This window comes from Chitinimonas sp. (assembly GCF_036568685.1).
Lineage (GTDB): Bacteria > Pseudomonadota > Gammaproteobacteria > Burkholderiales > Chitinimonadaceae > Chitinimonas.
Genome location: NZ_DATCSC010000129.1, coordinates 82,062 through 105,240 on the forward strand (window position 1 = coordinate 82,062; position 23,179 = coordinate 105,240).

Sequence of the window (23,179 nt, forward strand, 5' to 3'; positions counted from 1 at the left end):
CTCAGATAACTGTGAGGTGATTGTCCCATGCGATGCCGGGATAGCGGCGACTCTCCCGCAACGCCAGCGTACCCGGCTCCAGCCGCCACAATTCGCCGCCTTCGCCGCTGGCCAGCCACTCGCCCGCTATGGCGGCGGTGCCGAATACCCGCGGCAGGGCCTGCCGGGCGGTCAGTTGGCCCTGGCTGTCCCATTCGGTCAACAGCTGGCCCTGCGGACAGCTGAGCAGAAAGCGGTTACCCAGGGCGGACAGGCTGGCTGCGTAACCATGCATGGCCTGAGCCAGCTCGGACGGGGTATTGGCCAGCTTGAATTCACCCTTGCGCAGCAGGGCCAGCAGCGGCGCGCTGGTCGAACCTTCATTCTGCAGCGCCGCACCCACGGTGCCGTCGGCGGTGAGCGCCAGATGGCGGATGGATAGCTGCGGGTCGGCCAACCGGTATTCGGCCAACAGGCTGCCATCGCGCCAGTCTATGGTGACCAGCGATGGGTCCATGCGGGCGATATTGCGCTTGTAGCGGCCGGTTTCCGGCAGGGTCAGGATGCCACCATTGGCGACCGCCAGGGTAACGTCATCCAACCACAAAATCTCGTGCGGGCCGACGCCATGGCTGGGGCGGTCCGCCAGGCGTTTGAGGGTACGCGCATCGCGTATCGCCAGCCGGCCCTCGCCGCTGCGCTCGTCCGTTTCGGCCGTGATCAGGTGGCGACCGTCCGGGCTGAACACAGCGTGGCCGACCAGATTGCGGTCGTCTTCCAGCTCGAATAGTTGCAGCAGCTTGCCGCGCTGCCAGTCTATCCGCGCCAGGTAGTAGCCCGGCCGGCGTGCTACCACGATGGCCTGGCCGCGTCGTGTGGGGTCGGGCAGTAGCACGTGGGCACGCTTGGGTAGCTCGATCTCGGCACGGGCCAGCGTACCGGCACACCAGCCCTGCGAGCCCCGCCAAGCGGCCGAGAGTATGGTCGGACCCTCGTCCTTGCCGGCCCAGAGCGGCAGCGCTGCAAGCCCGAGGCTGGCAGCGAGAAAGTCGCGGCGCGTCAGCATCAGTCGCCGTCGCTGTCCTTGAAGCCTATGGTCACGCCTACGGCGTCGGCCACCTGCAGCTCCACCAACTGCTGCAGGCGCTTGAAGGAGTCGAGCAGCGGCTGGGCCGCCGTCGGGTTGGCGGCCAGGAAGCTGGCCATGTCCTCAGGCTGCTTGGCCAGCAGGTTGCGGGCGGTGGCGAATTCTTCGCGCAGGCGGCGCACCAGGATGGGCTTCTCGGCCTGTACCAGCCGGTCGGCAAAGCTGGATCCCTGTTGGGCACCGAAGAACAAGCTTTCCAGCGCATCCAGGGAGGCCTGCAGGCCGGCGCGGGTATTACGGCTGCGCCAGGCGTCGAAGTCCTGGCGGCTCAGTTGCCGGCTTTGCTTGGGGCTGCCGATATGGGCCAGCTTCTTGTCGCGTAGTGCTTCGATGCTGGCTGCCAGCAGGTTGACACCCTCCTCGAACGCCTGCCGGCCGGCGTCGTGGTCCAGTGGCGTGGCGGCATAGGTCTGCCACTCCTTGAGCAGACCATCGGCTTCTTCGGCAATGCCATCGGCGAGCGCATTGGCGTACTCGCAGCGCTGGCGGAAGGCCAGCCTGCCCAACTGGGCCTTGGCACGGTCGTCGCCCCACAGGAGGTACTCCAACGCCGGCAGACCCTGCGCGGTAGCACCTACGCTGTCGGCGATCGGTGCATCTTTCTCCACCAGCCGCACGGCTTCTTCCACCTTTTGCGGCTTGGTCGGCCAGACGTCGATCTGCCAGGCGGTACGGCGGCTCAGGGCCGGACCGCTGGGCAGCGCCTCCACGGCGCGCCAGGCCAGGTAGGTCTGCAGCCAGGCTTGCCGGGCGGCGTCGAGGTTGGCTTGCGTCTTGCGCTGGCAGAGTGCTGCCAGACTGTCGTCCAGCGCCTTGCTGCCGGTATTGAGGGCCTGGATGCGCGGCAATTGCTGGGACTGCCAGTTGGCGACGGTGGCAGCGGCATCGAGCTCGGCGGCGCCGGCCATGCCGAATAGAGCGATACACAGCGGCAACACGGCAAGGGTGCGACGTTTCATGGGCATTTCCTTGAACGGGTGGCGCCCGCGCTGCGGAGAGGGCGGACGCACGAAACTTACAGTGACTGCAGGAATTGGACCAGATTCTCTCTGTCGTCACGCGACAGCTTCAGCACATGCTGCTTGGCGGCTTCTGCTTCACCGCCGTGCCACAGCACCGCTTCCAGCAGGTTGCGGGCGCGGCCGTCGTGCAGGTAGCGGGTATGGCCATTGACCACCGGGATCATGCCCAGTGCCCACAGCGGTGGCGTCTTCCAGTCGCGTCCGCCGGCCAGGAAGTCCGGCCGGTTGTCCGCAAGGCCCTCGCCCATATCGTGCAGCAGCAGGTCGGTGTAGGGGTAGATGGTCTGGCGGCCAAGCTGTGGGATGGCCTTGAAGTCGCCGGTGACGTAGCTCGGCACATGGCAGACCGCGCACTGGGCCTGGTAGAACACGGTGCGGCCACGCTGGGCGCGCGGGTCCTCCAGATTGCGGGTGGCGGGTACCGCCTGGGTACGGCTGTAGAAGATCACCTGGTCGAGGATCTTGTCGCTGATCTCCAGCTTGCCGCCGCGCGGGGCCTTGCGACAATCGACCTGTTTGGCGGTGCACTCTTCGGCGGGGAAGCGCCTGGAGGTGATGCCGATATCGCCGTTGAAGGCACCGGCGCTCTGGTGCGCAATGCTGCCGACATTGGCCTTCCAGCCAAAGCGGCCCAGCACGGTCTTCTGCGCGTAGGCATCCCAGACCCGATTGGTGCGGCCCTTGATGCCCTGGCCTGCCTCCGCCTGGCGGCGGGCGTTGGCCTCGATATCGCTTTCCTTGATGGCTTCGAGCAAGCCCATGCCGGTCATCTGCGGCGCAATGCGCGGCGAGACCTCGGTGGCGGGGTGCATGGGGCCGTAGTTGAGATCGGTGAAGCGATAGCTGGGCTTGAGCAGGGTATAGGCTTCGCCGTCGGCAAAACGCCCCTGGACTTCCTCGTAACTGATCGCTACCTGGCCCTCGGGCTGCACACCGCTGACCGCGTCGTTGGCGAACTGGCCGCCATAGGTGGGCTCGGGCTTGGGACCGCCATGGGCATCCTTGCCGGGAATGGAAAGACGGAACAGCAAGGCGACCGGCTGCTCTTTCTGCAAGCCATTCTCGAAGTCCGGTGGTGCACCGCGGCCATCCTCGGTGTGGCAGCTGCCGCAGGAGCGGGCGATGAAGTGCGGGCCCAGGCCGTCGCGCGCAGTGGTCGAAGACGGCGCCTCCACCCAGTTTTTCTTGAAGAAGGAATTGCCGATCACGAACTCGGTACGCTGCGCATCATTGAGCGTGGCGCTGGGCAGGGCGAGTGCGTTCTTGCCGGTATCGAATACCGTGGTGTCACCCCCGGGCAAGGTCTCGGCCCGGTCGAAAGGTGGCACGACAACACTGTCGATAAGCAGGGTGCCGGCCACGACGGTACCGGTCAGGAGCAGCAGTGGGAGCAGTGGCTTCATGGACATCATGGGACTTCTTTACCAGCTAAAAGGGCACGACCTGGATCAGGCCGTGCCCCGAGGCGACGCAGAATAAGTGCTTTAGACCTTGGTGTTCAAGTTCTTGATGCCTAGCACCTTGGCGGCCTGCACCAGATCATTGGCCTGCAGTTTCAGGGCATCGATCACGGCCCGTACACGTTTGCGGCCGGGGGCACTGTTCTTGCCCAGGATCTCGCGATCGAACGGCGGCTGGATCGCTTCGGCCAGCTTCAGCGAGTTAGCGATGTCGGTACTGGTCTTGTCGGCAACCTTGGCGTCCTTGCCGGCCACCAGCTCGCGTAGCGAAGGACCGCTCAGCTCGCTGCCATCGGCACGCTTGTAGTGGCCTTCCCAGACGTTCTGGATACCCTTGGCATTGTTGACGATATCGCGGTGGGTATTGTCGGAGAAGCAGCTGTGCTCGTCTTCCTGTGACTTGGAGGCCAGCGCTACTTCCATGCGCTCGCCAGCCAGCTCGCCGCGCGACAGGGCGCCAAGGCCGGTCAGCATCTTCTGGATGGAGGCGTCATCGGCAACGAATTTGCTGCGGTAGTTGTTGGCATTCGGCTCCCAGGCCTTGGCCACGCTCTCCAGATCATCCACCAGCAACTGGGTCACGATCTTCAGATAGGTGCGGCGACGCTCGGCATTGGGCTTGCCGCCATCGACGAAGTCGCTGGCCGGGCGTGCGCCAGGGCCGTCGGCACTGAGGTCCTGGCCCCAGAGCAAAAATTCGATCGCATGCCAGCCGGTGCTGATGTTCTCCTCACCACCTTTTTCATTGGCGGCAACCAGCACCTCGCGGGTGATCTTGACCTTGGCGTTGTTGATCAGGCCAGCCTTGGGCTTGCCTTGCACATAGTCGACATAGGCTTCATCCATGGGCCAGGCATTCATGCGACCTTCGGGGCCATCCTCGGCGTCGATCGGGCCTCCGTAGAAACGGAAGGCCTCGGTCTGGCCGTAATATTCGCGCGCGGCGATCCAGCTCTGGCGAGCTGCCTTGAGGGTGTCCTCGGACGGTGCAGCCAGAAAGGCCTCGATGCTGGTCTGCATGGCCTTGGCACTCTGGATCGAATCCAGGTAGCCGGCATGCACGAGGTTGGCGTAGTGGCCGGCAACCGCGCCAGGGGTGACCGGTTCGGCCTGGGCGAACAGGCTGCCAGCCAGGGCGGCGGCGATCAGGGTGCGACGGAGCAAGACCATGGAGGAGTCCTTTGAGCTGGGCCGGGTTGAGATATGCTGAATGGTAAAAGTAATGGGAATTGTTATCAAGTAAATGCCGCTTTGTGGCGCCCGATGTGGGATTCAGAGCCAATGAACAAGGCTGCCTGCGGCCAAGCAGACCATTGCCGCCAGGAGGTGCTGCAGCGGTCGCCGCCAAGCTTGCCGAGGGCGCTCTGCCGCGCTCACGAAGTGCACCAGCAAGAGGCCCAGCAGGGCCGGTATGAACTGCCAGCGGCTGGCGGTGAGCCAGCAGGGCCAAGCCACGGCGGCCGCACCGAGCAGCCAGCTCAGCCCGCCTTGCATTGCCTGCCAGGCGACCTCGCCACGGGCAGGCATGGTCAAGCCCAGTTGTGCCAACTCAAGCCGGCTGACCTGGCTGGGCTGCAGGGCCAGCTGCTCGGTGCGGGCGAGGGCCGTTGCATAGTCTTGGCCCGCCGCCACCAAGAGGCCGGTCAAGCCTAGGGTCGATTCGCTGGGGGTTAGCAGCGCTGCCCTGGCAGCCTGTTGTTGCAACAGCTCGCGGCGCTGCCGGGCTGCCTGCCAACCACTTTGCCAGGCAGCAGCCAGGCCGCCCAGGAGAGCCAGTAGTACCAGCAGCATTTCGCGCGTGGCATTGAGGCTGCCGAGCCCTGCCAGCGCGCCTAGCAGGCAGGCGGCAGCCAGGGCCGCATCTTCGGCCCTTTGCAGGCGTTGGGCAGGTGGCGGCAAGCGGTAGGGGGCGAGGCCCGGCAGGCCTAGCCGGTCTAGCAGCGGCGTCATCCAGGCGCTGCCGGGCCAGCGTAGCAAAGTGCCCAGCAGGCGAGCGGGGGCTGAAGCGGGACCGGCTTGGTGGCGGGCCGCGATCTCCAGATGCCACCACTGGCAGGGTGTACCGGAGGCGGCGTCGGCCAGATGCAGGTGCAGGTGGCGGGCGTCTGCGGGGGGGAAGCGCATCAGCGCTCCGTTCGGCCGGGGTGGGATCGGCTATACATAGGGAAGCTCAACGCTAAGCGATAACTCAAACATTCATGCTTCGCCCGGGAGACCCGGGCGCTCTTGAGTGATGACAATTCAACGGCCCCTTACTGATAGGTTCCGCGCCCCGCCCTCGCCGCCGCGAGAGGGGGGAATTGCCGCGGCGCCGGTGTTGTCTGGCACCCGCAGGGTCAAATAAATGGATGGCGGAGCAATGAAACATATCACGATCAAAGCCCGGCTCCTCCTACTGGGCGCGATCGCCATGCTGATCTTGCTGGCCGTCGGCACCGTGGGCTATGTCAGCAGTCGCAATCTGGCTGCGGCCATCGAGCGCTCGGAGCAGATTGTCTCGGTACTGCGTAACCAGACCGAGGCGGACATGATGCACGACGCCATCCGTTCCGATGTGCTCAATATGTACCGCCTGGCGAGCCAGGCCAGTCCCAAGGCCGAGGAGCTCAAAGCGGTGCGTGACGATCTGGCTGAGCACCTGGGCAACTTCAACCGGCTGGTGGGCGAGAACGACAAGGCGACCTTGCCGCCACAGCAGCGTGCTGCGTTGGAGGTCTTGAAGCCTGACCTGGGTGGCTATGCCCGGCAGGCGCAGCTCGTGCAGGAAAAATTCGCCACCCATGCCGCTGATGCCGATACCGCCTATGCCGACTTCGCCACCAGCTTCGAGCGGCTGGAGGGCAGCATGGAGAAGTTCAGTGGCCTGATAGAGGACGATGCCCGCCGCCATAACGAGGAAGAGGCTGCTACCTCCCGTCGCGCTCAACTGACCATCCTGACCGTGATCGTGGTCGGGGCTGTCTTGTTGTTCGGGGCGGTCTGGTGGATAGCCGGCGGTATCTCCGGTGCACTGGGGCACATCCGTGACTTCCTGCAGCGCATCGAGGGCGATCTGACCCGCCGCCTGCCGGACTTTGGTCGCAATGAGATTGGCGATACCGCCCGTTCGGTCAACCGGCTGATCGAGGAGCAGGCCCATACCATCGAACTGATCCAGCGTACCGTCGCCGGGGTAGATGGGATCTCCGGCGAGCTCAAGCAGCGCGCCAGCGATACCCGCGGATTGACCGAGCAGGCCAGTGAACGGGCGGTGCGCGCCGGTGAGGCCGCCGCCGCCCTGGCTGCCGCCGTGCAGAATGTGACCCGCAATGCCCAGCACTCGGTTGAGCAGGCCGATGGGGCGGCAGAGACGGCGCGGGCCGCGCAGGCGACCATGGGCCGCTCACAGGCGGCGACCGAGCGGCTGACCGAAGCCAGCCAGCAGTCATCGGCCATGATCGAACAGCTGGGCGAGGCGGCGGCGCAGATCGATTCGGTGGCAGCAGTCATCAAGGAGATTGCCGAACAGACCAATCTGCTGGCGCTCAATGCGGCCATCGAGGCAGCGCGTGCCGGTGAGCAGGGCCGCGGCTTTGCAGTGGTAGCGGACGAGGTTCGCAAACTGGCTGAGCGCACGGCGACTTCGACCACCGATATTGCCCGTATGACCCAGGAGATAGGCGGCGCCACCCGTGCTGCGGCTGAAGCGGTACGACAGCTCAGTGGCGGTGTGCGCGAAGGTGCGGCCGATATGCGCAGCGCCATGGCGGACCAGGATGCCATTGTCCGTGCGACGGGTGAGATGCGTGAGCTGGCCGGAGAGATCGCCGCCACGGCCCGCGGTCAGGCGGCGGCTGCCGAAGAGACCGCGGTCGGCATGGGCGAGATCGGTCAGCGTATCGAGTCCGCCGCCAGCGCGATGCGTGATATCGATGCCGGCGCCGAGCGCCTGCGGCAGGTGGTGGGTGAATTGCAGCAGCACGTCGCCCATTTCAGGGTGGGCGCTTAACGCCTTTTCAGGCGATCAGGCCTCGTCGGGCAACAGCCGCCAGGCGCCATCCTGCAGGCCTTCGATCGGCCTGTAGCGGGTCTTGTAGGCCATCTTGCGGCATTCACCTATCCAGTAGCCCAGGTAGACATAGGGCAGGCTGAGCTGGCGTGCCATCTCGACCTGCCAGAGGACGTTGTAGGTGCCGTAGCTGGCTTGCAGATCATCGGGCTCGAAGAAGGTGTAGACCGAGGAGAGGCCATCGTCCAGCCGATCGACCAAGCTCACCATCTTGAGCTGCCCGCCCAGCCGGAACTCGGCCAAAAAGCTATCTACCTGGCTCTTGAGGATGAAGTTCTCGTACTGCTCGCGGTTGTCCTCATCCATGCCGCCGCCGCTATGCCGGCTTTGCTGGTAGCGGTGGTAGAGCAGGTAGTGCTCGTCGTGGTAATCCAAGGGCAGGATGGCCACCTCCAGATCGCTGTGGCGGCGAAAGGCCTTGCGCTGGGTACGGTCGGGCTGGAACTCGGCCACCCGCAGCCGTACTGGTACACAGGCGCGACACTGGTCGCACCAGGGGCGGTAGGTAAACAGGCCGCTGCGGCGGAAGCCGTTACGTACCAGCTGGCTGTAGATGGTGGTGTCGATCAGTTCGGCCGGAATGGCTACCTGCGAGCGCGCCATGCGATCGTCCAGGTAGCTGCAGGGGTAGGGGGCCGTGGCGTAGAACTGCAGCCGGATCAGGCGGCTATCGCTGGGGTGGCTCATGGCACCTCGCCTCCGTTTAGGCCGCCCAGCCCGGCGGGCGGCTGATACTGCCAATGGCCCGTCAGGCCGGGTTGGGCAATCAAGCGCCGCATCGTGGCAAGAAACTCGCTCCGGCTTATCTCCCGCCCGCCAAAGCGGCTCAGGTGGGCGGTGCGCATCTGGCAGTCGATCAGGCCAAAGCCGGCCGCGCGCAACCACTGCACAAGGTGCACGAAGGCCAGCTTGGAGGCATCGGGGCGATGGGCATACATGGATTCACCGTAGAACATCTTACCGATGGCCACACCATAGAGCCCCCCAACCAGCTCACCGTCCATCCAGCATTCCGCCGAATGGGCCCATCCCAGTTCGTGCAGGCGGCTGTAGGCATCGGCCACCTCGGGCACGATCCAGGTACCGTCCTGACCTGGGCGCGGGCTCTGCGCGCAGGCTTCGATCACCCGCCGGAAAGCGGTATCGAGGCGGATCTCGTAGGACCGGTTGCGTACCGTCTTGGCCAAGGAGCGTGGGATATGCAGCTCCTGGGGGTAGAGCACCATGCGTGGGTCCGGGCTCCACCACAGGATGGGATCACCCGGCGAGAACCAGGGGAAGATGCCCTGCTGGTAGGCCAACAGCAGCCGATCCGGGCCCAGGTCGCCACCAGCGGCAAGCAGGCCATTGGGCTCCTGCAGCGCGCTCTCCAGTGGTGGAAAGGCGAGCGCCCGGCCCAGCCAGGGGATCATTTGCTCTTCAGCTTCCCGGCCAGGCGGGTCTGGCAGTCGGCGCACACGCCATACAGATACATGGCGTGGTCCTGGATCAGGAAGTTGTGCTTGTCGGCGATGGCATCCTGGCGCTTTTCGATCTCCGGGTCGTAGAACTCTTCGACCTTGCCGCATTTGACGCAGACCAGATGGTCATGGTGACCGCCCTGGTTGAGTTCGAACACGGCCTTGCCGGATTCGAAGTGGTGACGCACTAGGAGGCCGGCCTGCTCGAACTGGGTCAGCACCCGGTAGACCGTGGCAAGCCCGACGTCATCCTGCTCATCCAGCAATAGTCGGTAGACCTCTTCCGCACTCATGTGGCGCTGCTCGCTGGTCTCGAACAGGTTGAGGATCTTCAGCCGCGGGCCGGTCGCCTTGAGACCGGCATCCTTGAGATCGCTTGCTTTGCTCATAATCGCGTCCGCAATAAAGTATGGGTAACTAGTTTAGCTGCTGTTGCTGGCAACCGGCGGGAAGGGCGCCCCCATGGGGTGTCCGGGCCGCCCGGCGGCAGCGTGGCCGCATCAGATCTGGCGCAAGGATGCGTCGAGCGGACCCATGGCAACAGAACCTAGGTATGATACGGCACTTCCGCGCCTTGCCGCAGTCTCCAACGCTCCTACTCCTGCTCAAGTATTCCATGCGTACACTGCTGATCGCCCTGTTGCTCGCCGGCCTCTCTGCCTGCAGCTACCTTACTCCCTACAAGCTGGATGTGCCGCAAGGCAACGTCGTGACTGCCGACCAGGTTGCCAAGCTCAAGCTTGGCATGACCCGCTCGCAAGTCCGCTTCCTGCTGGGCTCGCCCCTGCTGGTCGATGCCTTCCACCCCAACCGCTGGGACTACATCTACTACGACAGCCGCGGCGGCAAGTTGCAGAACAACAAGCGCTACAACGTGATGTTCGACGGCGACCGTGTGATCAGCATGGGTGGCGAGACCCTTGAAGCCAAGGCCAACGTCGCCGAGAAGGCACCGGAAGATCCGCGTGCAGCTGCCAAGGCCTTGCAGGCCACCCAGAAGGAACAAGGGCAATGAGCGGGCCGCTTCGGGTTGCCATCGCCGGCACCTCCGGCCGCATGGGCAAGGTGCTGATAGAAACCGTCCTGGCCAACCCGGATTGCCGATTGGTCGCCGCGCTGGATCGTGAAGGCGCCCCCAGCCTGGGTACCGATGCCGGCCTGGTGCTGGGCAAGGAGACCGGGGTACTGATCCGCTCCGACGCGGCCGAGGCGTTGCGTGAGGCGGATGTGCTGATCGACTTCACCCGCCCGGAAGGCACGCTCGCCCACTTGGCGATCTGCCGTCAGCTGGGGGTCAATCTGGTGGTGGGTACCACCGGTTTTGACGACGCCGGCAAGGCAGCGCTGAAGGCCGGCGGCGCCGATATCGGCATTGTCTTTGCCCCCAATATGAGCGTGGGCGTCAACTTGACCTTCAAGCTCTTGGAGATGGCCGCCAAGGTGCTGAACCAAGGCTACGACATCGAGATCGTCGAGGCGCACCATCGCCACAAGGTGGATGCGCCGTCCGGCACTGCCCTCGGGATGGGCGAGGCAGTGGCGCGTGCGTTGGGCCGTGACCTCAAGGAATGTGCTGTGTACGGCCGCGAAGGCGTGACCGGCGCGCGCGATCCGTCCACCATCGGCTTTGCCACCGTGCGGGGCGGCGATGTGGTCGGCGACCACACGGTCATGTTCATGGCCGACGGCGAGCGGGTGGAGATCAGCCACAAGGCCAGCTCGCGCGCGACCTTTGCGCAGGGCGCTGTGCGCGCCGCCGGCTGGCTGCGTAGCAAGGCTGCCGGTCTCTACGACATGCAGGATGTACTTGGCCTGAAATAGGCGTAGTGTTGCGCGCAGCCCGCGCCTGCTGACAAACGGGAAGCCTTGTGCTTCCCGTTTTGCTAGGCTCGTTCTATGTCCACCCACGGAGTGCGGAGCATGCCTTTTCATACCACTGATATCAGCGACCACCACGGCGACCGGGTACAGGTCGTCGACCCCATCTTCCAGGCTTATGGCGGGCGGACCCAGTTCGCCGGGCCGATAGCCACCCTCAAGGTGTTTGAAGATAACAGCTTGGTTCGCTCGGCCTTGGAAACGCAGGGGCACGGCCGCGTGCTGGTCGTGGACGGTGGTGGCAGCCTGCGTTGCGCCCTGGTTGGCGGTCAGTTGGGTGAATTGGCGGTGCAGAACGGCTGGTCCGGCATCCTGGTCTGGGGGTGCGTGCGCGATTCGGCTGAACTCAAGACCCAGGACGTCGGCATTCGGGCCTTGGGCACCCATCCGCGCAAGAGCGTCAAGCGGGGCGAGGGGTGCCGCGACCTGGTACTGCACTTTGCCGGTGTCAGCTTTACCCCGGGCCACTGGCTGTATGCCGACGAAGACGGCATCGTCCTCGCCTGCGAGCCGGTCGAGTAAGCTCGTTGCATACAAAAAAGGGAGCCGGCGGCTCCCTTTTTCATCTGGCGCTTGGGGGCGGTAACAGACCCTGCTTATCCAGCGTGGCCGGCGGCGGCAGGCTGGTGTTGCAGCTCAGTTGACCGTCTTTGGCATCCAGTCCGCCGTTCTCATCCTCGATGGGGTCGACCACCGGACGCAGTTGCAGCGCTGGCAGAAGGCGGCTGGAGTAGGACAGTACGCGTACCTTGGCGAGGTTCAGGTCCTCCTCGGCATTGGTCAGCGCCCGGCGAGCCTCGAACAGCTCGTTTTCGGTGTCCAGCAGGTCCAGGAGGGAACGCTGGCCAATGTCAAACTGCTGCCGGTAGGCATCGCGTGCCTTGGCGGTGGAGAGTTCGTGCTGGCTTTGCAAACGGATCTGCTCCTGGATGCGGCTGAGGTCGTTCCAGGCGATCTGGGCCTGTTGCCGGATATCGCGGCAGGCCTTGTCGCGCAAGTCGTAGGCGGCATTGAGCTGCTCGGCGTACTGGCGGATACGGGCGCTGTCGGCGCCGCCGTTGAACAGGTTGTAGTTGAGCACCAGCATCACGCTGCTGTCTTTGTATTCGCCGGAGAGACCGTTGCGGTTCTTCTCATAGCTCTGCGCTGCACGCAGCTCCAGGGTCGGCCAGCGGCTGGACTTGCGCAGCTCGGCATCGGCCCGGCTGGAACGGATGGTGGCCACGGCGGAACGGAAGGTCGGGTTGCGGCTGATGGTGTCGGCCAGAAAACCCTCGCGCTGTGGCAGATTGGTATCGAGATTGGGCAGGGCTGCCAGCTGGCCGGCAGGATAGTCACCTACCATGCGCTGGAAGCGAGCGGCCACATCCTGCAGATTGCTCTGTTCGGTCAGCCAGTTCGATTCCGCCAACGCCAAGCGGCCAGCAGCCTGCTCCAGATCGACCCGGCGGCCTACGCCGGCCTTGACCTTATCCTGCAGCTGGCTGTGGATCTCGGCGTGCTTGGCATAATTCTGCTTGGCCAGTTCCACCAGCTCGCGGTAGCGCAGTACGTCGATATAGGCACGGGCCGCCTCCAGTGCGGTATCGTCGGTGGTGGCCAGGAGGTCGAAGTAGCGGGCCTGGCGGGCATGGCTCAGGCGACGCACGTCATTGAGCGTGGCAAAGCCGTCAAACAGGGTCTGGCGCAGTTGCACCGTGGTTGCGGTATCGGTGTAGCTCTCGCGCGGCAGGATGGGCGACTCGCTACGCATACGACCGGTGCTGGCCTGCAGGTCGACCTTGGGCAGCCAACCAGACTTGGCAGCCTGCCGCTCATGGTCGGAAGCGGTCAGCGCGTGGTAGCGCAACAGGACATCGGGGTTCTGCATGATCGCCTGTTCGACCGCGGCCTTGAGCGTGGCCGGCTGCTCTGCTGCCAGGGCTGAGAGCGGGGCTATCATGCTCGCCAGCACGGCCAGCTGGTATTTCGTCTTCATCTAGGTCGGTCTTTCCTGTAAGGTGCCTTGGGTACTGTCGCTGGGCGCCATTGGCATTTTTTGTGGTCACCCATAAGCCTTGCGATTGCTTATTGTATCGGCTCAATTGAATATAAACACTTATAAATCAATGACTTTCCATTAGTCAAAGCTAATTGACCTGTGGATAAACAACGGTGCCGATAGACAGCCCGATGCCATTGGATAATTGCATCCCGCCTAAAAGAACCGTCTTTACAAAGATTTGGCCTGGTTTTATCCATTTATGCCAAAGCGTAATACTAATCCTTTTGTCGATGACGTTGGCATTGTGTTTGCCAAACTTCGATCAGCTGCAAAAGAGTTATAGCCAGCGCTGGGGTGCGGCCAACCTGCCGCGATTCCAGGCTTGGCGCGATTTGCTGCGCAATGCGACAGGTAGCGAGCCGGAGCGGCTCAAGCTGGTCAACGACTTTTTCAACCGGCAGATTGTTTTCAGCGACGACCCGACGGTATGGGGTCTCGACGATTATTGGGCCACGCCACTGGAGACCCTGGGCAAGGGGGCGGGTGATTGCGAGGATTTCGTGATCGCCAAGTATTTCAGCCTTAGCTATCTGGGCGTGCCCATAGACAAAATGCGTTTGACCTACGTCAAGGCGCGTATCGGTGGTGCTGGCAGCAGCATCAGTCAGGCGCATATGGTGCTGACCTATTATTCCCAGCCCGATGCCGAACCATTGGTCCTGGATAATCTGATCGGTGATATACGGCCGGCTTCGCGACGGCCGGACTTGACCCCGGTTTTCAGTTTCAACAGCAACGGCGTGTGGGTGGGTGGTGGTCGCCAGCCTAATTCATCGGTCGAGCGTTTGTCGCGTTGGACCGAGCTGCTGACCCGCATGCGTGCCGAAGGTTTCGAGCCATGAACCGATTCCCTGTCCGTTTTTTTGGGAAGTAATTGCCATGTCCCTACTCCGACAACTTTGGTTGATCGTTCTTCTATCCACCCTGCTGGCCTTTGCCGGCGGCTTTACCGTCAACCTCACTACCGCCAAGCAATATCTGGAGCAGCAGCTGTTGACGCAAAGTGCGGACAACGCCGCCTCCTTGGCGCTCTCGATGTCGCAGCAGAGCAAGGACCCGGCAATGGTGGAGCTGATGGTCAGTGCGCTGTTCGATTCGGGCCACTTCCGCCTAATCCGCTATGAGGACGTGCATGGCCGTACTGTGATTGAGCGGCGCAACGACACGGCACCGGACCGAGTCCCGGCCTGGTTCCCAAGGCTCCTGCCGCTGCAGGTCAAACCGGGTGTGGCCCAGGTGTCCAGCGGCTGGAACCAGGCCGGTCGCGTGGTGGTGGTAGCGCATGAGCGTTTTGCCTACCAGTCGCTCTGGAGGGGCATGCTGACCTTCCTGCTGGTCATGGCCGTGACCGGGCTGGTGTCGGGCATCGCCGTGACCGTACTGATCCGCTGGGTACGTAAACCCTTGCGGGAATTGGTACAGCAAGCGGCGGCCATTGGCGAGCGCAACTTCATCACCATGCGCGAGCCGGACGTGACCGAGCTCCGGTTGGTGGTACGTACCATGAATGCCATGGTGGACCGGGTCAAGGCCATGTTCGCCGAGCAGGCCGACCGGATCGATGAACTACGCACCCAGGCCAACCGTGACGCGGTGACCGGTCTGCCCAACCGCGACTATTTCCTGGGCCGTCTGCGGCTGGCACTGAGCGGCGAGGAAGCCGCCAAGGGGGCGTTGCTGCTGCTGCGGCTGGAGGATTTGGCTGGCTTCAACCGTAACCATGGCCGGGCGGCGACAGATCAGTATCTGCGCCAGGTGGCGGCGGCATTGACGCAATCGCTGCCCGATTCTACCGAGGCGGTATTGGCCCGCCTGAACGGTGCCGACTTCGCGGTCATCCTCCCCGGCGTGGATCGCGCCGAGGCGGAGGCCTGCGGCCGGGCCTGCCTGCAGGCGGTAACCGCACTAGCCGGCGGTTTGAGCGGCGCCGGCGGTGCGCACGTTGGCGTGGTCTGCTTTGTACACGAGGACGGCGAGCGGCGGGTATTGGCGCTGGCCGACCAGGCCCTGGCGCAGGCCGAGGCCGGGGGCGAGGCGGGGATCGCGGTAGCGGGGTTGGAACAGGATAGTGCCGAGACCGCAGCACAGTGGCGGGAAATGCTGGAGTCGGCCATCGCCCGTCGGCAATTCACGCTGGCGAGCTTCCCGGTACTCGATAGGCAGGGAGCGGTGCTGCACCAGGAGGTACTGCTGCGTTTGCGGGGGGCAGATGGCAAGTTGCAGACTGCCGGCCAGTTCATGCCCATGGCGGCCCGTCTGGGTCTTTTGCCGCAGCTGGACCTGATCGCGGTGGAGCTGGCTTGTGAGCGGCTGCAGCAGGGTGACGAGCAGCTGGCTGTCAATCTGGCGCCGGCCTCGATCGCCGACCTGACCTTCTTCGAGGCGCTGTCTACCTTGTTGGCCCGTCATGCAGCGGCCTGCCGCCGCTTATGGCTGGAGGTCAACGAGCAGGGGCTGGGCGGCCAGTACGAACGCCTGGAAGCGTTGGCCGCACTGGTGCGCAGCCATGGTGCCAAGCTCGGGGTGGAACACTTTGGCCGCCAGTTCGGGCGTATTCCCGCCCTCTACGATCTGCGGTTGGACTATCTCAAGATCGACGGCAGCTTTATCCGCGATATCGATCAGCAAGCCGGGAATCAACAGTTGCTCAAGGCCATCGTCGGTGTCTCCGGCGGCGCGGGCCTCCTGGTGTTGGCCGAGGCAGTACACGCCGAGGCGGAATGGCGCACGCTGCAACAGCTTGGCATCCATGGCATGACCGGCCCCTACGCCACCCAATTGCAAGCGGGTCGCTGATCCGCCCGACCACCCAAGGGGTGGCCGGGCAGTTGGCTTTTAATGATGGTTGTGGCCGGTGTCCGCCTTCTTCAACAATTCCGCCATCAGCGCCGCATGCCCCGAGGCATCGCTATCCAGGAGCGGTGCCTGTTCGTGCGCCAGCGGTGCCGGCGGACGGTTGGCATCCTGCCCGGCCGGGCCGTTACCAGCGACGGTCGTGGCCTTGTCTGCATCATGGTTGGTCAGATGCTGGTTCAGGTCGCCACCCAGCTCGTGCCGTTGCTGCAGCAGGTCGCGCAGATCCAGCCCGTGGCTGCCGGCGGTACTGGCATCGCTCGCTTTGAGCGGGCTGCTGGCCGGTGCAGCATGATTGTCGGCCAAGGACCAACGGAAGGTATCCCCGCCCAGATGCAGTGACTGAGCACCCTGACCGGCTGCCGGCGCGGCACTGGCTACGACGGGCTGGTGCAGCACGTCTTCGCTGGCGACAGGCGCATGCGGCAGGGCGACGGCCAGCTTGCTGGTATTGATGGCCGTGCTGCCCTGGTCATGGCTGAGCGTGCTGGTGGTCGTGGCATGACTGGTATCGGCCGCGCTGCTGGCCGCGGTGGCGTGGCTGTCCTCGCTGGCCAGCGAGGCAACCATCATCGGCGTGGTGGCGGTCGCCGCATTGACCGTGATCGCCAAGGAGCTGCTGGTCACCGCGCTGGAGCCGTTGGCGGTCTCGGTGCTGGTGGTCAGCACGCTGATATTGAGCGTACCGGTGTAGTTGGTCGGTGCCTTGACCTGCAGGGTATTGAGGTCCCAGCCGGCCAGGCTGAGCGTGCGCGAGGTGGCGGTGGCGGTAAAGCTGTGGCCGCTGCCGTCGCGGATGGATACGCCATTGGCCAGGTCGCTGAGCGAGACAGTCAGCTTTTCCGAGCCATCGGTATCGGGCGTGGCCGGGACCAGCTTGGAGACCGAGATCCAGCTGTTGGTGTTGCCCTGGTTGTAGACCGCCGGGTAGTAACCGCCGCCACCCACTGTGACGAAGCTGCCGTGCTGGCCGCCGCCGGTATCGATGCTGGTAATGCCGGTGTAGAGAGGCAGGGTGCCCAATGCGCCGGCGGTGGCGCCATTGACCGAGACCTGGATGCTCAACGCACCGATGCCGTTGCCGTTGTACTGGAAGGCCTCCAGCGTGTAGTAGCCGCTGGTGCTCGGGGTGTAGGCGGTGGTGGTATAGCTGCCCCAGGTATTGAAATTGTCCGAGCGCACCACGGTGCCGCCGATCTCCAGGCGGAAGGTGTCATCACGGTAGCCGCTGAAGGTGTAGGTCTTGCCGGCTTCGAGGTAGACGAGGCCGGTGACGCGCACGCCGTCGTCCTCACCCACCGCGTTGTGGCTGGCGTTGTCGTAGTTGACGCTGGTCACCACGCTGGTGGTGGTGGGCGTCAGTGCTTTCATGGCGGCTTCCAGCGTGGCCACATTGCCGGCGGCGTTGCTGTCGTAGTTCGACATCTTGCTGAAGTAGTCCAGCGTCAGGCCATTACCGGTCGGCGGCGTCGTGGGCAGGCTGCCGCCCGCCATGGTCATGGTCGGCTTGTCCGCCACTGGCGTGATATCGATGGCTATGGTCGCGCTGTTGCCGGTATTGGGGCCGTCGGTCGCGCTGAAGGTGAAGCGGGCGTAGTCCTGCTTCTGGTCACCTACCCCCGGCGTGCTGTAGCTGTCTATGCCCGACTCATTGGTATCGGGCACGAAGCGCAGCTTGCCGGCCGAGATATCGGTCTGGGTGATCAGCTGGTTGTTGGTCACGCTCACCCAGCTGCTGCCATTGTTGTACTGCAGAACCCCATCGGCCGGCAGGCTGGTGATCTTGATCGAGAGACCGGTGTTGCCGTTGGCGTCGGTGGTGCCAAAGTCGCTCCAGTTGAAGACATAGTTGGTGTCTTCGGTGCCGGTGACCGCCACCGGGTTCGAGACCGGAGCGTACTCGTTCACGTTGTAGCTGCCGGTGGTACTGGCATTGGCCGGGTTGCCGGCAGCGTCGCTGGTGGTGACCGAGGCGGTCAGGTTATGGCTGCCGCTGGCAACCAGATCGCTACCGGCCACATTGATGCTGTAGGTGTTGCCGCTCTGCACCGTGCCGGTGTAGGTCTTGCTGCCCACGGTCAGGGTCACGGTGTCGCCAGCATGGGCGTCGCCACCCACTGTGCCGGTGATGGCCACGGTGGAGGCGGCCTCGCTGGCGTTGACGATATTGTCGGCGGTGACCGAGTTGAGTGTGATGCTGGCGGTCGCGCTCAGGTCCACGGCATGGGTATGGGTGCCCGAGACGTTACCGACGTTGCCGGCCGCGTCGTGCGCTGCCACGGTGGCCGTGATGGTAGTGTTGGCGGCGAGATCCGAACCCTTGACCGAGGTCGAGTAGCTGCCGTCAGCGGCGGCCGTAGCGGCGTAGCTCACGCCGTTCACCACCAGGGTGACGGTATCGCCGGCCTGGAATTCACCCGTCACCTTGCCGGTCACGGTGACGTTGCCAGCGGCTTCGGCGGCATTGATCACATTGTCGGCGGTGACGCTGTTGACCGTGATGCTGGTGGTGGCGCCGCTCGGGGCAGTGGTGTCCACGCTGTGGTTGTGCACGCTGGTGGCGCTGCCAAGGTTGCCGGCAGCGTCGTGCGCCGCCACCTTGGCGTCGATGGAGGTGTCGGCCACCAGGTCTGAGCCCTTCACGGCCACCGAATAGCTGCCGTCGGCCGCCGCGGTGGTGGTGTAGGTCGTGCCGTTCACCAGCAGGGTGACGGTATCGCCAGTCTGGAATTCACCCGTGACCTTGCCGGTGACCGTGATATTGGTCGCAGCCTCGGCGGCGTTGACGATGTTGTCGGCGGTGATGTTGTTGACCGAGATGGCGGTGGTGGCGTTACTCGGCGCACTGGTATCTACCGTGTGGGTGTGTACCGTGGTCACCGTGCCAACGTTGCCGGCGGCATCATGCGCTGCCACGCTGGCGTCGATCGTCGTATCAGCAGCAAGGTCCGAGCCCTTGATCGACACCGAGTAGCTCCCATCAGCCGCGGCCGTGGTGGCGTAATTCACACCGTTCACCAGCAGGGTGACGGCGTCGCCAGCCTTGAATTCACCGGTGACCTTGCCGGTCACGGTGACATTGCCGGCGGCCTCGGCGGTGTTCAGCACATTGTCGGCTGTGATGTTGTTGACCGAGATCGCGGTGCTTGCGCCGTTCGGTGCGGTGGTGTCGACGGTATGGGTGTGGACCGTGGTCGCCGTCGCCGTGTTGCCAGCGGCGTCGTGCGCCAACACGCTGGCGTCGACAGTACTGTCGGCAGCGAGATCGGAGCCCTTGACCGAGACCGAGTAGGAACCATCGGCCGCTGCCGTGGTGGTATAGGTCGCACCGTTCACCAGCAGGGTGACGGTGTCGCCAGTCTGGAACTCCCCGCTGACCTTGCCGGTTACCGTGACGTTGCCCGCAGCCTCGGTGGCGTTGAGCACGTTGTCGGCGGTGATGTTGTTGACCGCGATGGTCGCGCTCGGCGCGACGGTGTCGACGGTATGGGCGTGCACCGTAGTCGCCGTTGCCGTATTACCGGCAGCGTCGTGGGCGATCACGCTGGCGTCTATGGTGGTATCGGCGGCGAGGTCGGAGCCCTTGACCGAGACCGAGTAGCTGCCATCGGCGGCGGCCGTGGCGGTGTAGGTCGCACCGTTGACCAGCAGGGTCACGGTATCGCCGGTCTGGAATTCCCCCGTCACCTTGCCGGTTACCACCACATTGCCAGCCGCTTCCGCGGCGTTGAGTACGTTGTCGGCGGTGATGTTGTTGACGGTGATACTTGCACTCGGGGCGGTGGTGTCGACGGTATGGGCGTGGACCGTGGTCGCCGTCGCCGTATTACCGGCAACGTCGTGGGCGATTACGCTGGCGTCGATGGTGGTATCGGCTGTGAGGTCGGAACCCTTGACCGAGACCGAGTAGCTGCCATCCGCAGCGGCCGTGGTGGTGTAAGTCGCACCATTCACTACCAAGGTCACGCTATCGCCGGCCTGGAATTCGCCGCTGACCTTGCCGGTGACGGTGACATTGCCACCGGCCTCGGCGGCGTTCAGCACGTTGTCCGCCGTGATGTTGTTTACCGCAATGCTTGCGTTCGGTGCCGTGGTATCGACGGTATGCGCGTGCACCGTGGTCGCCGTGGCGGTATTGCCGGCCGCGTCGTGGGCGATGATGCTCGCGTCTATGGTGGTATCGGCGGCGAGGTCGGAGCCCTTGATGGCCACAGAGTAGCTGCCGTCGGCCGCAGCGGTGGTGCTGTAGGTCGTACCGTTCACGACCAGGTTGACGGCGTCGCCCGCCTGGAACTCACCCGTCACCTTGCCGGTGACCGTGACGTTGCCGGCGGCTTCGACGGCGTTGAGCACATTGTCGGCGGTGATGTTGTTGACTGCGATGTTGGCGCTGGGCGCTGTGGTATCGACTGTGTGGGCATGGACCGTCGTCACGGTGCCGACATTGCCAGCGGCATCGTGGGCCGCGACGCTAGCGTCGATGGTGGTATCGGCGGCGAGGTCGGAACCCTTGACCGACACCGAGTAGCTGCCGTCGGCGGCTGCACTCGCGGTGTAGGTGGCGCCGTTGACCAACAGGGTAACGGTGTCACCCGTCTGGAATTCACCCGTGACCTTGCCCGTGACCGTGACGTTGCCGGCGGCCTCGGCGGCATTGAGCACATTGTCGGCCGTGATGCTGTTGACCGAGATGCTGGTGCTGGCGCTGTTCGGTGCGGTGGTATCCACGTTGTGGCTGTGGACGATCGTGGCGACGGCGCTGTTGCCGGCGGCATCGTGTGCCGTGACGCTGGCGTCGATGGTGGTATCGGCGGCGAGATCGCTACCCTTGACCGAGACCGAATAGGAACCATCGGCCGCCGCCGTAGTGCTGTAGGTCGCGCCGTTCACCAGCAGGGTGACGGTGTCGCCAGCCTGGAACTCACCGGCCACCTTGCCAGTGACGGTGATATTGCCGGCGGCTTCCACCGCATTGACGAGGTTGTCGGCCGTGATGCTGTTGACGGTGATGGTGGCGCTGGGTGCGGTGGTGTCGACCGTGTGGGCGTGGACGGTGGCAATCGTACCGACGTTGCCGGCGGCATCGTGTGCCTGCACGCTGGCATCGATGGTGGTATCGGCGGCGAGGTCGCTACCCTTGATCGACACCGAGTAGCTGCCATCGGCTGCCGCGGTGGTGGTGTAGGTGGCACCGTTGACCAGCAGGGTGACGGTGTCACCCGTCTGGAACTCACCCGTGACCTTGCCGGTAACAGTGACGTTGCCTGCAGCCTCGGCGGCGTTGACCACATTGTCGGCGGTGATGCTGTTGACCGAAATCGCCGTGCCGGCGTTGTTGGGCGCGCTGGTATCCACGGTGTGGCTGTGGACTGCGCTGGCGCTGCCCAGATTACCGGCGGCGTCGTGGGCGGCGACAGAAGCATCGATGGTGGTATCGGCGGCGAGGTCGGAACCCTTCACCGAGACCGAGTAGCTGCCATCGGCCGCTGCCGTCGCCGTGTAGGTCGCACCGTTGACCAGCAGGGTGACGGTGTCGCCAGTCTGGAATTCACCCGTGACCTTGCCGGTCACCAGCACATTGCCAGCCGCTTCTGCGGCATTGAGTACGTTGTCGGTGGTGATGTTGTCGACGCTGATCGCCGTCGTGGCATTGTTCGGCGCGCTGGTATCCACCGTGTGGCTATGGACCGCGCTGGCCGTGGCCGTGTTGCCGGCAGCGTCATGCGCGACCACGCTGGCATTGATGGTCGTATCGGCCGCGAGGTCGGAACCCTTGACCGAGACCGAATAGGAGCCGTCAGCGGCGGCCGTGGTGCTGTAGCTGGTGCCATTGACCACGAGGGTGACGGTGTCTCCGGTCTGGAATTCACCACCGACTTTGCCGGTCACGGTGACATTGCCAGCGGCTTCGGCGGCATTGAGCACATTGTCGGCGGTAATGCTGTTGACCGTGATTGTCGCACTCGGGCCGGCGACGTCGACCGCATGGCTGTGGACGGTGCTTGCGTTGGCGCTATTGCCTGCAGCGTCATGTGCCAACACGCTGGCGTTGATGGAGGTGTCGGCCGCGAGGTCGGAACCCTTGATCGAGGCTGAGTAGCTGCCGTCGGCTGCGGCGGTGGTGGTGTAGGTCGCGCCGTTGACCTGCAGGGTGACGGTATCGCCGGCTTGGAATTCACCGCTCACCTTACCGGTGACGGTCACGTTGCCGGCTGCTTCGGCGGCGTTGATGAGATTGTCCGCGGTCACGCTGTCGACCGTGATGGTCGCGCCCGGTGCGGTCGTATCGATCGCGTGGCTGTGTACTGTGCTTGCCGTGGCGCTATTGCCGGCGGCGTCATGTGCCAACACGCTGGCGTTGATGGAGGTGTCGGCCGCGAGGTCGGAACCCTTGATAGCGACCGAGTAGGAGCCGTCGGCCGCTGCGGTGGTGGTGTAGCTCACACCGTTCACCAGCAGGGTGACGGTATCGCCGGCTTGGAACTCGCCAGCGACCTTGCCGGTGACGGTCACGTTGCCAGCTGCCTCCGCCGCATTGATCACATTGTCGGCGGTGACCTTGTCGACGGTGATGGATGCGCTCGGTGCGGTAGTGTCGACCGTATGTGCATGGACCGTGCTCACGGTGCCGGCATTGCCGGCGGCGTCGTGGGCCTGCACGCTGGCATCGATGGTGGTGTCGGCTGCGAGGTCCGAACCCTTGACCGAGACCGAGTAGCTGCCGTCGGCCGCTGCGGTGGTGGTGTAGCTCGCGCCGTTGACCAGCAAGGTCACGGTATCGCCGGCCTGGAATTCGCCGCTCACCTTGCCCGTGACGGTGACATTGCCCGCCGCTTCGGCGGCGTTGAGCACATTGTCGGCGGTGATGCTGTTGACGGAGATGGCCGTGGTGGCATTGCTCGGGGCCGTGGCGTCCACGCCGTGGGTATGGATGCCGCTGACGGTACCGACGTTACCGGCGGCGTCATGGGCGGCGACGGTCGCATTAATCGTGGTATCGGCGGCGAGGTCAGCACCCTTGACCGAGACCGAGTAGGTCCCGTTGGCGGCTACGGCGGTGGTGTAGCTTGTGCCGTTCACGCTCAGGGTGACGCTATCGCCAGCCTGGAATTCGCCCGTGACCTTGCCGGTGACGGTGACATTGCCTGCAGCCTCTGCGGCGTTGACGATGTTGTCGGCGGTAATGTTGTCGACCGAGATCGCGGTGGTGGCATTGCTCGGTGCGGTCACGTCGACCGAGTAACCCTCGGTATCGGTAGCGGTGGTGCTGTTGCCGCTGGCCGAGGTG

16 protein-coding genes are annotated in these 23,179 nt (G+C 64.4%); 6 read left to right on the top strand and 10 right to left on the bottom strand.

Translation table 11 applies throughout. From position 1 onward, the window contains the following. Window position 1: 1 nt before the first annotated feature. The 5 genes from VIM95_RS18725 to VIM95_RS18745 form a co-directional block, all read right to left on the bottom strand. On the bottom strand, window positions 2-1,045 hold the full coding sequence (locus VIM95_RS18725; protein WP_331988766.1) for a DUF1513 domain-containing protein: 1,044 nt from the start codon (window positions 1,043-1,045) through the stop codon (window positions 2-4). Further along, entirely contained in the window at window positions 1,045-2,085 is a 1,041-nt protein-coding gene (locus VIM95_RS18730) for an imelysin family protein (protein WP_331988768.1), read from the bottom strand. Before VIM95_RS18730 ends, VIM95_RS18725 begins: the two co-directional genes overlap by 1 nt. 56 nt (window positions 2,086-2,141) lie before the next feature. Further along, complete coding sequence (locus VIM95_RS18735; RefSeq protein WP_331988770.1) at window positions 2,142-3,551, bottom strand: di-heme oxidoredictase family protein; 1,410 nt, start codon at window positions 3,549-3,551, stop codon at window positions 2,142-2,144. Between the two features lie 81 nt (window positions 3,552-3,632). Next, the gene (locus VIM95_RS18740; RefSeq protein WP_331988772.1) at window positions 3,633-4,778 is read right to left on the bottom strand and encodes an imelysin family protein; all 1,146 of its coding nucleotides are present in this window, start codon (window positions 4,776-4,778) and stop codon (window positions 3,633-3,635) included. A gap of 102 nt (window positions 4,779-4,880) precedes the next feature. Then, a complete protein-coding gene (locus VIM95_RS18745) occupies window positions 4,881-5,732 on the bottom strand; it encodes a hypothetical protein (protein ID WP_331988774.1) in 852 nt (283 codons plus the stop codon). 235 nt (window positions 5,733-5,967) lie between these two features. Here VIM95_RS18745 and VIM95_RS18750 point away from each other — a divergent pair, with 235 nt between their 5' ends. Then, complete coding sequence (locus VIM95_RS18750) at window positions 5,968-7,596, top strand: methyl-accepting chemotaxis protein (protein ID WP_331988776.1); 1,629 nt, start codon at window positions 5,968-5,970, stop codon at window positions 7,594-7,596. A gap of 15 nt (window positions 7,597-7,611) precedes the next feature. Here VIM95_RS18750 and VIM95_RS18755 read toward each other — a convergent pair whose 3' ends face one another. The 3 genes from VIM95_RS18755 to fur are packed head-to-tail and all read right to left on the bottom strand — an operon-like array spanning window position 7,612 to window position 9,505. Further along, window positions 7,612-8,343 carry an arginyltransferase gene (locus VIM95_RS18755; protein ID WP_331988778.1) on the bottom strand — a complete coding sequence of 244 codons (732 nt, stop codon included), beginning with the start codon at window positions 8,341-8,343 and terminating at the stop codon, window positions 7,612-7,614. Next, a complete protein-coding gene (aat, locus tag VIM95_RS18760; RefSeq protein WP_331988780.1) occupies window positions 8,340-9,068 on the bottom strand; it encodes a leucyl/phenylalanyl-tRNA--protein transferase in 729 nt (242 codons plus the stop codon). The genes VIM95_RS18755 and aat overlap by 4 nt, the downstream gene beginning before the upstream one ends. After that, window positions 9,065-9,505, bottom strand: coding sequence for a ferric iron uptake transcriptional regulator (gene fur / locus VIM95_RS18765; RefSeq protein ID WP_331988782.1), 441 nt, complete (start codon window positions 9,503-9,505; stop codon window positions 9,065-9,067). Before fur ends, aat begins: the two co-directional genes overlap by 4 nt. A 227-nt stretch (window positions 9,506-9,732) precedes the next feature. On the opposite strand from fur, the gene VIM95_RS18770 reads away from it, so the two are divergent. From VIM95_RS18770 to rraA, 3 genes are all read left to right on the top strand, one after another. Further along, on the top strand, window positions 9,733-10,131 hold the full coding sequence (locus VIM95_RS18770; protein ID WP_331988784.1) for an outer membrane protein assembly factor BamE: 399 nt from the start codon (window positions 9,733-9,735) through the stop codon (window positions 10,129-10,131). After that, window positions 10,128-10,937: a 4-hydroxy-tetrahydrodipicolinate reductase gene (gene dapB / locus VIM95_RS18775; RefSeq protein ID WP_331988786.1), complete on the top strand. Its 810-nt coding sequence runs from the start codon at window positions 10,128-10,130 to the stop codon at window positions 10,935-10,937. The genes VIM95_RS18770 and dapB overlap by 4 nt, the downstream gene beginning before the upstream one ends. A gap of 99 nt (window positions 10,938-11,036) precedes the next feature. Further along, window positions 11,037-11,516 (top strand): ribonuclease E activity regulator RraA, encoded by a 480-nt coding sequence (gene rraA / locus VIM95_RS18780; RefSeq protein WP_331988788.1) that lies wholly within the window; start codon window positions 11,037-11,039, stop codon window positions 11,514-11,516. Between the two features lie 40 nt (window positions 11,517-11,556). On the opposite strand, the gene VIM95_RS18785 is transcribed toward rraA, so the two are convergent. Beyond that, a complete protein-coding gene (locus VIM95_RS18785) occupies window positions 11,557-12,972 on the bottom strand; it encodes a TolC family outer membrane protein (RefSeq protein ID WP_331988790.1) in 1,416 nt (471 codons plus the stop codon). A gap of 314 nt (window positions 12,973-13,286) precedes the next feature. On the opposite strand from VIM95_RS18785, the gene VIM95_RS18790 reads away from it, so the two are divergent. Both VIM95_RS18790 and VIM95_RS18795 read left to right on the top strand, forming a co-directional pair. Continuing rightward, complete coding sequence (locus VIM95_RS18790; protein ID WP_331988792.1) at window positions 13,287-13,880, top strand: transglutaminase-like cysteine peptidase; 594 nt, start codon at window positions 13,287-13,289, stop codon at window positions 13,878-13,880. A 37-nt stretch (window positions 13,881-13,917) separates the two neighbouring features. Next, complete coding sequence (locus VIM95_RS18795) at window positions 13,918-15,834, top strand: bifunctional diguanylate cyclase/phosphodiesterase (RefSeq protein ID WP_331988794.1); 1,917 nt, start codon at window positions 13,918-13,920, stop codon at window positions 15,832-15,834. A 39-nt stretch (window positions 15,835-15,873) separates the two neighbouring features. On the opposite strand, the gene VIM95_RS18800 is transcribed toward VIM95_RS18795, so the two are convergent. Continuing rightward, the coding region (locus VIM95_RS18800; protein WP_331988796.1) for an Ig-like domain-containing protein at window positions 15,874-23,179 on the bottom strand (7,306 nt) is incomplete at its 5' end.

What these genes read in the sequence shown, in the direction of transcription:
- aat (WP_331988780.1), bottom strand. Translation starts at nt 9,068, where the DNA reads ATGATCCCCTGGCTGGGCCGGGCGCTCGCCTTTCCACCACTGGAGAGC.
- VIM95_RS18745 (WP_331988774.1), bottom strand. Translation starts at nt 5,732, where the DNA reads ATGCGCTTCCCCCCCGCAGACGCCCGCCACCTGCACCTGCATCTGGCC.
- rraA (WP_331988788.1), top strand. Translation starts at nt 11,037, where the DNA reads ATGCCTTTTCATACCACTGATATCAGCGACCACCACGGCGACCGGGTA.
- VIM95_RS18795 (WP_331988794.1), top strand. Translation starts at nt 13,918, where the DNA reads ATGTCCCTACTCCGACAACTTTGGTTGATCGTTCTTCTATCCACCCTG.
- VIM95_RS18785 (WP_331988790.1), bottom strand. Translation starts at nt 12,972, where the DNA reads ATGAAGACGAAATACCAGCTGGCCGTGCTGGCGAGCATGATAGCCCCG.
- VIM95_RS18750 (WP_331988776.1), top strand. Translation starts at nt 5,968, where the DNA reads ATGAAACATATCACGATCAAAGCCCGGCTCCTCCTACTGGGCGCGATC.
- VIM95_RS18735 (WP_331988770.1), bottom strand. Translation starts at nt 3,551, where the DNA reads ATGAAGCCACTGCTCCCACTGCTGCTCCTGACCGGTACCGTCGTGGCC.
- VIM95_RS18725 (WP_331988766.1), bottom strand. Translation starts at nt 1,045, where the DNA reads ATGCTGACGCGCCGCGACTTTCTCGCTGCCAGCCTCGGGCTTGCAGCG.
- VIM95_RS18770 (WP_331988784.1), top strand. Translation starts at nt 9,733, where the DNA reads ATGCGTACACTGCTGATCGCCCTGTTGCTCGCCGGCCTCTCTGCCTGC.
- VIM95_RS18740 (WP_331988772.1), bottom strand. Translation starts at nt 4,778, where the DNA reads ATGGTCTTGCTCCGTCGCACCCTGATCGCCGCCGCCCTGGCTGGCAGC.
- fur (WP_331988782.1), bottom strand. Translation starts at nt 9,505, where the DNA reads ATGAGCAAAGCAAGCGATCTCAAGGATGCCGGTCTCAAGGCGACCGGC.
- VIM95_RS18755 (WP_331988778.1), bottom strand. Translation starts at nt 8,343, where the DNA reads ATGAGCCACCCCAGCGATAGCCGCCTGATCCGGCTGCAGTTCTACGCC.
- VIM95_RS18730 (WP_331988768.1), bottom strand. Translation starts at nt 2,085, where the DNA reads ATGAAACGTCGCACCCTTGCCGTGTTGCCGCTGTGTATCGCTCTATTC.
- dapB (WP_331988786.1), top strand. Translation starts at nt 10,128, where the DNA reads ATGAGCGGGCCGCTTCGGGTTGCCATCGCCGGCACCTCCGGCCGCATG.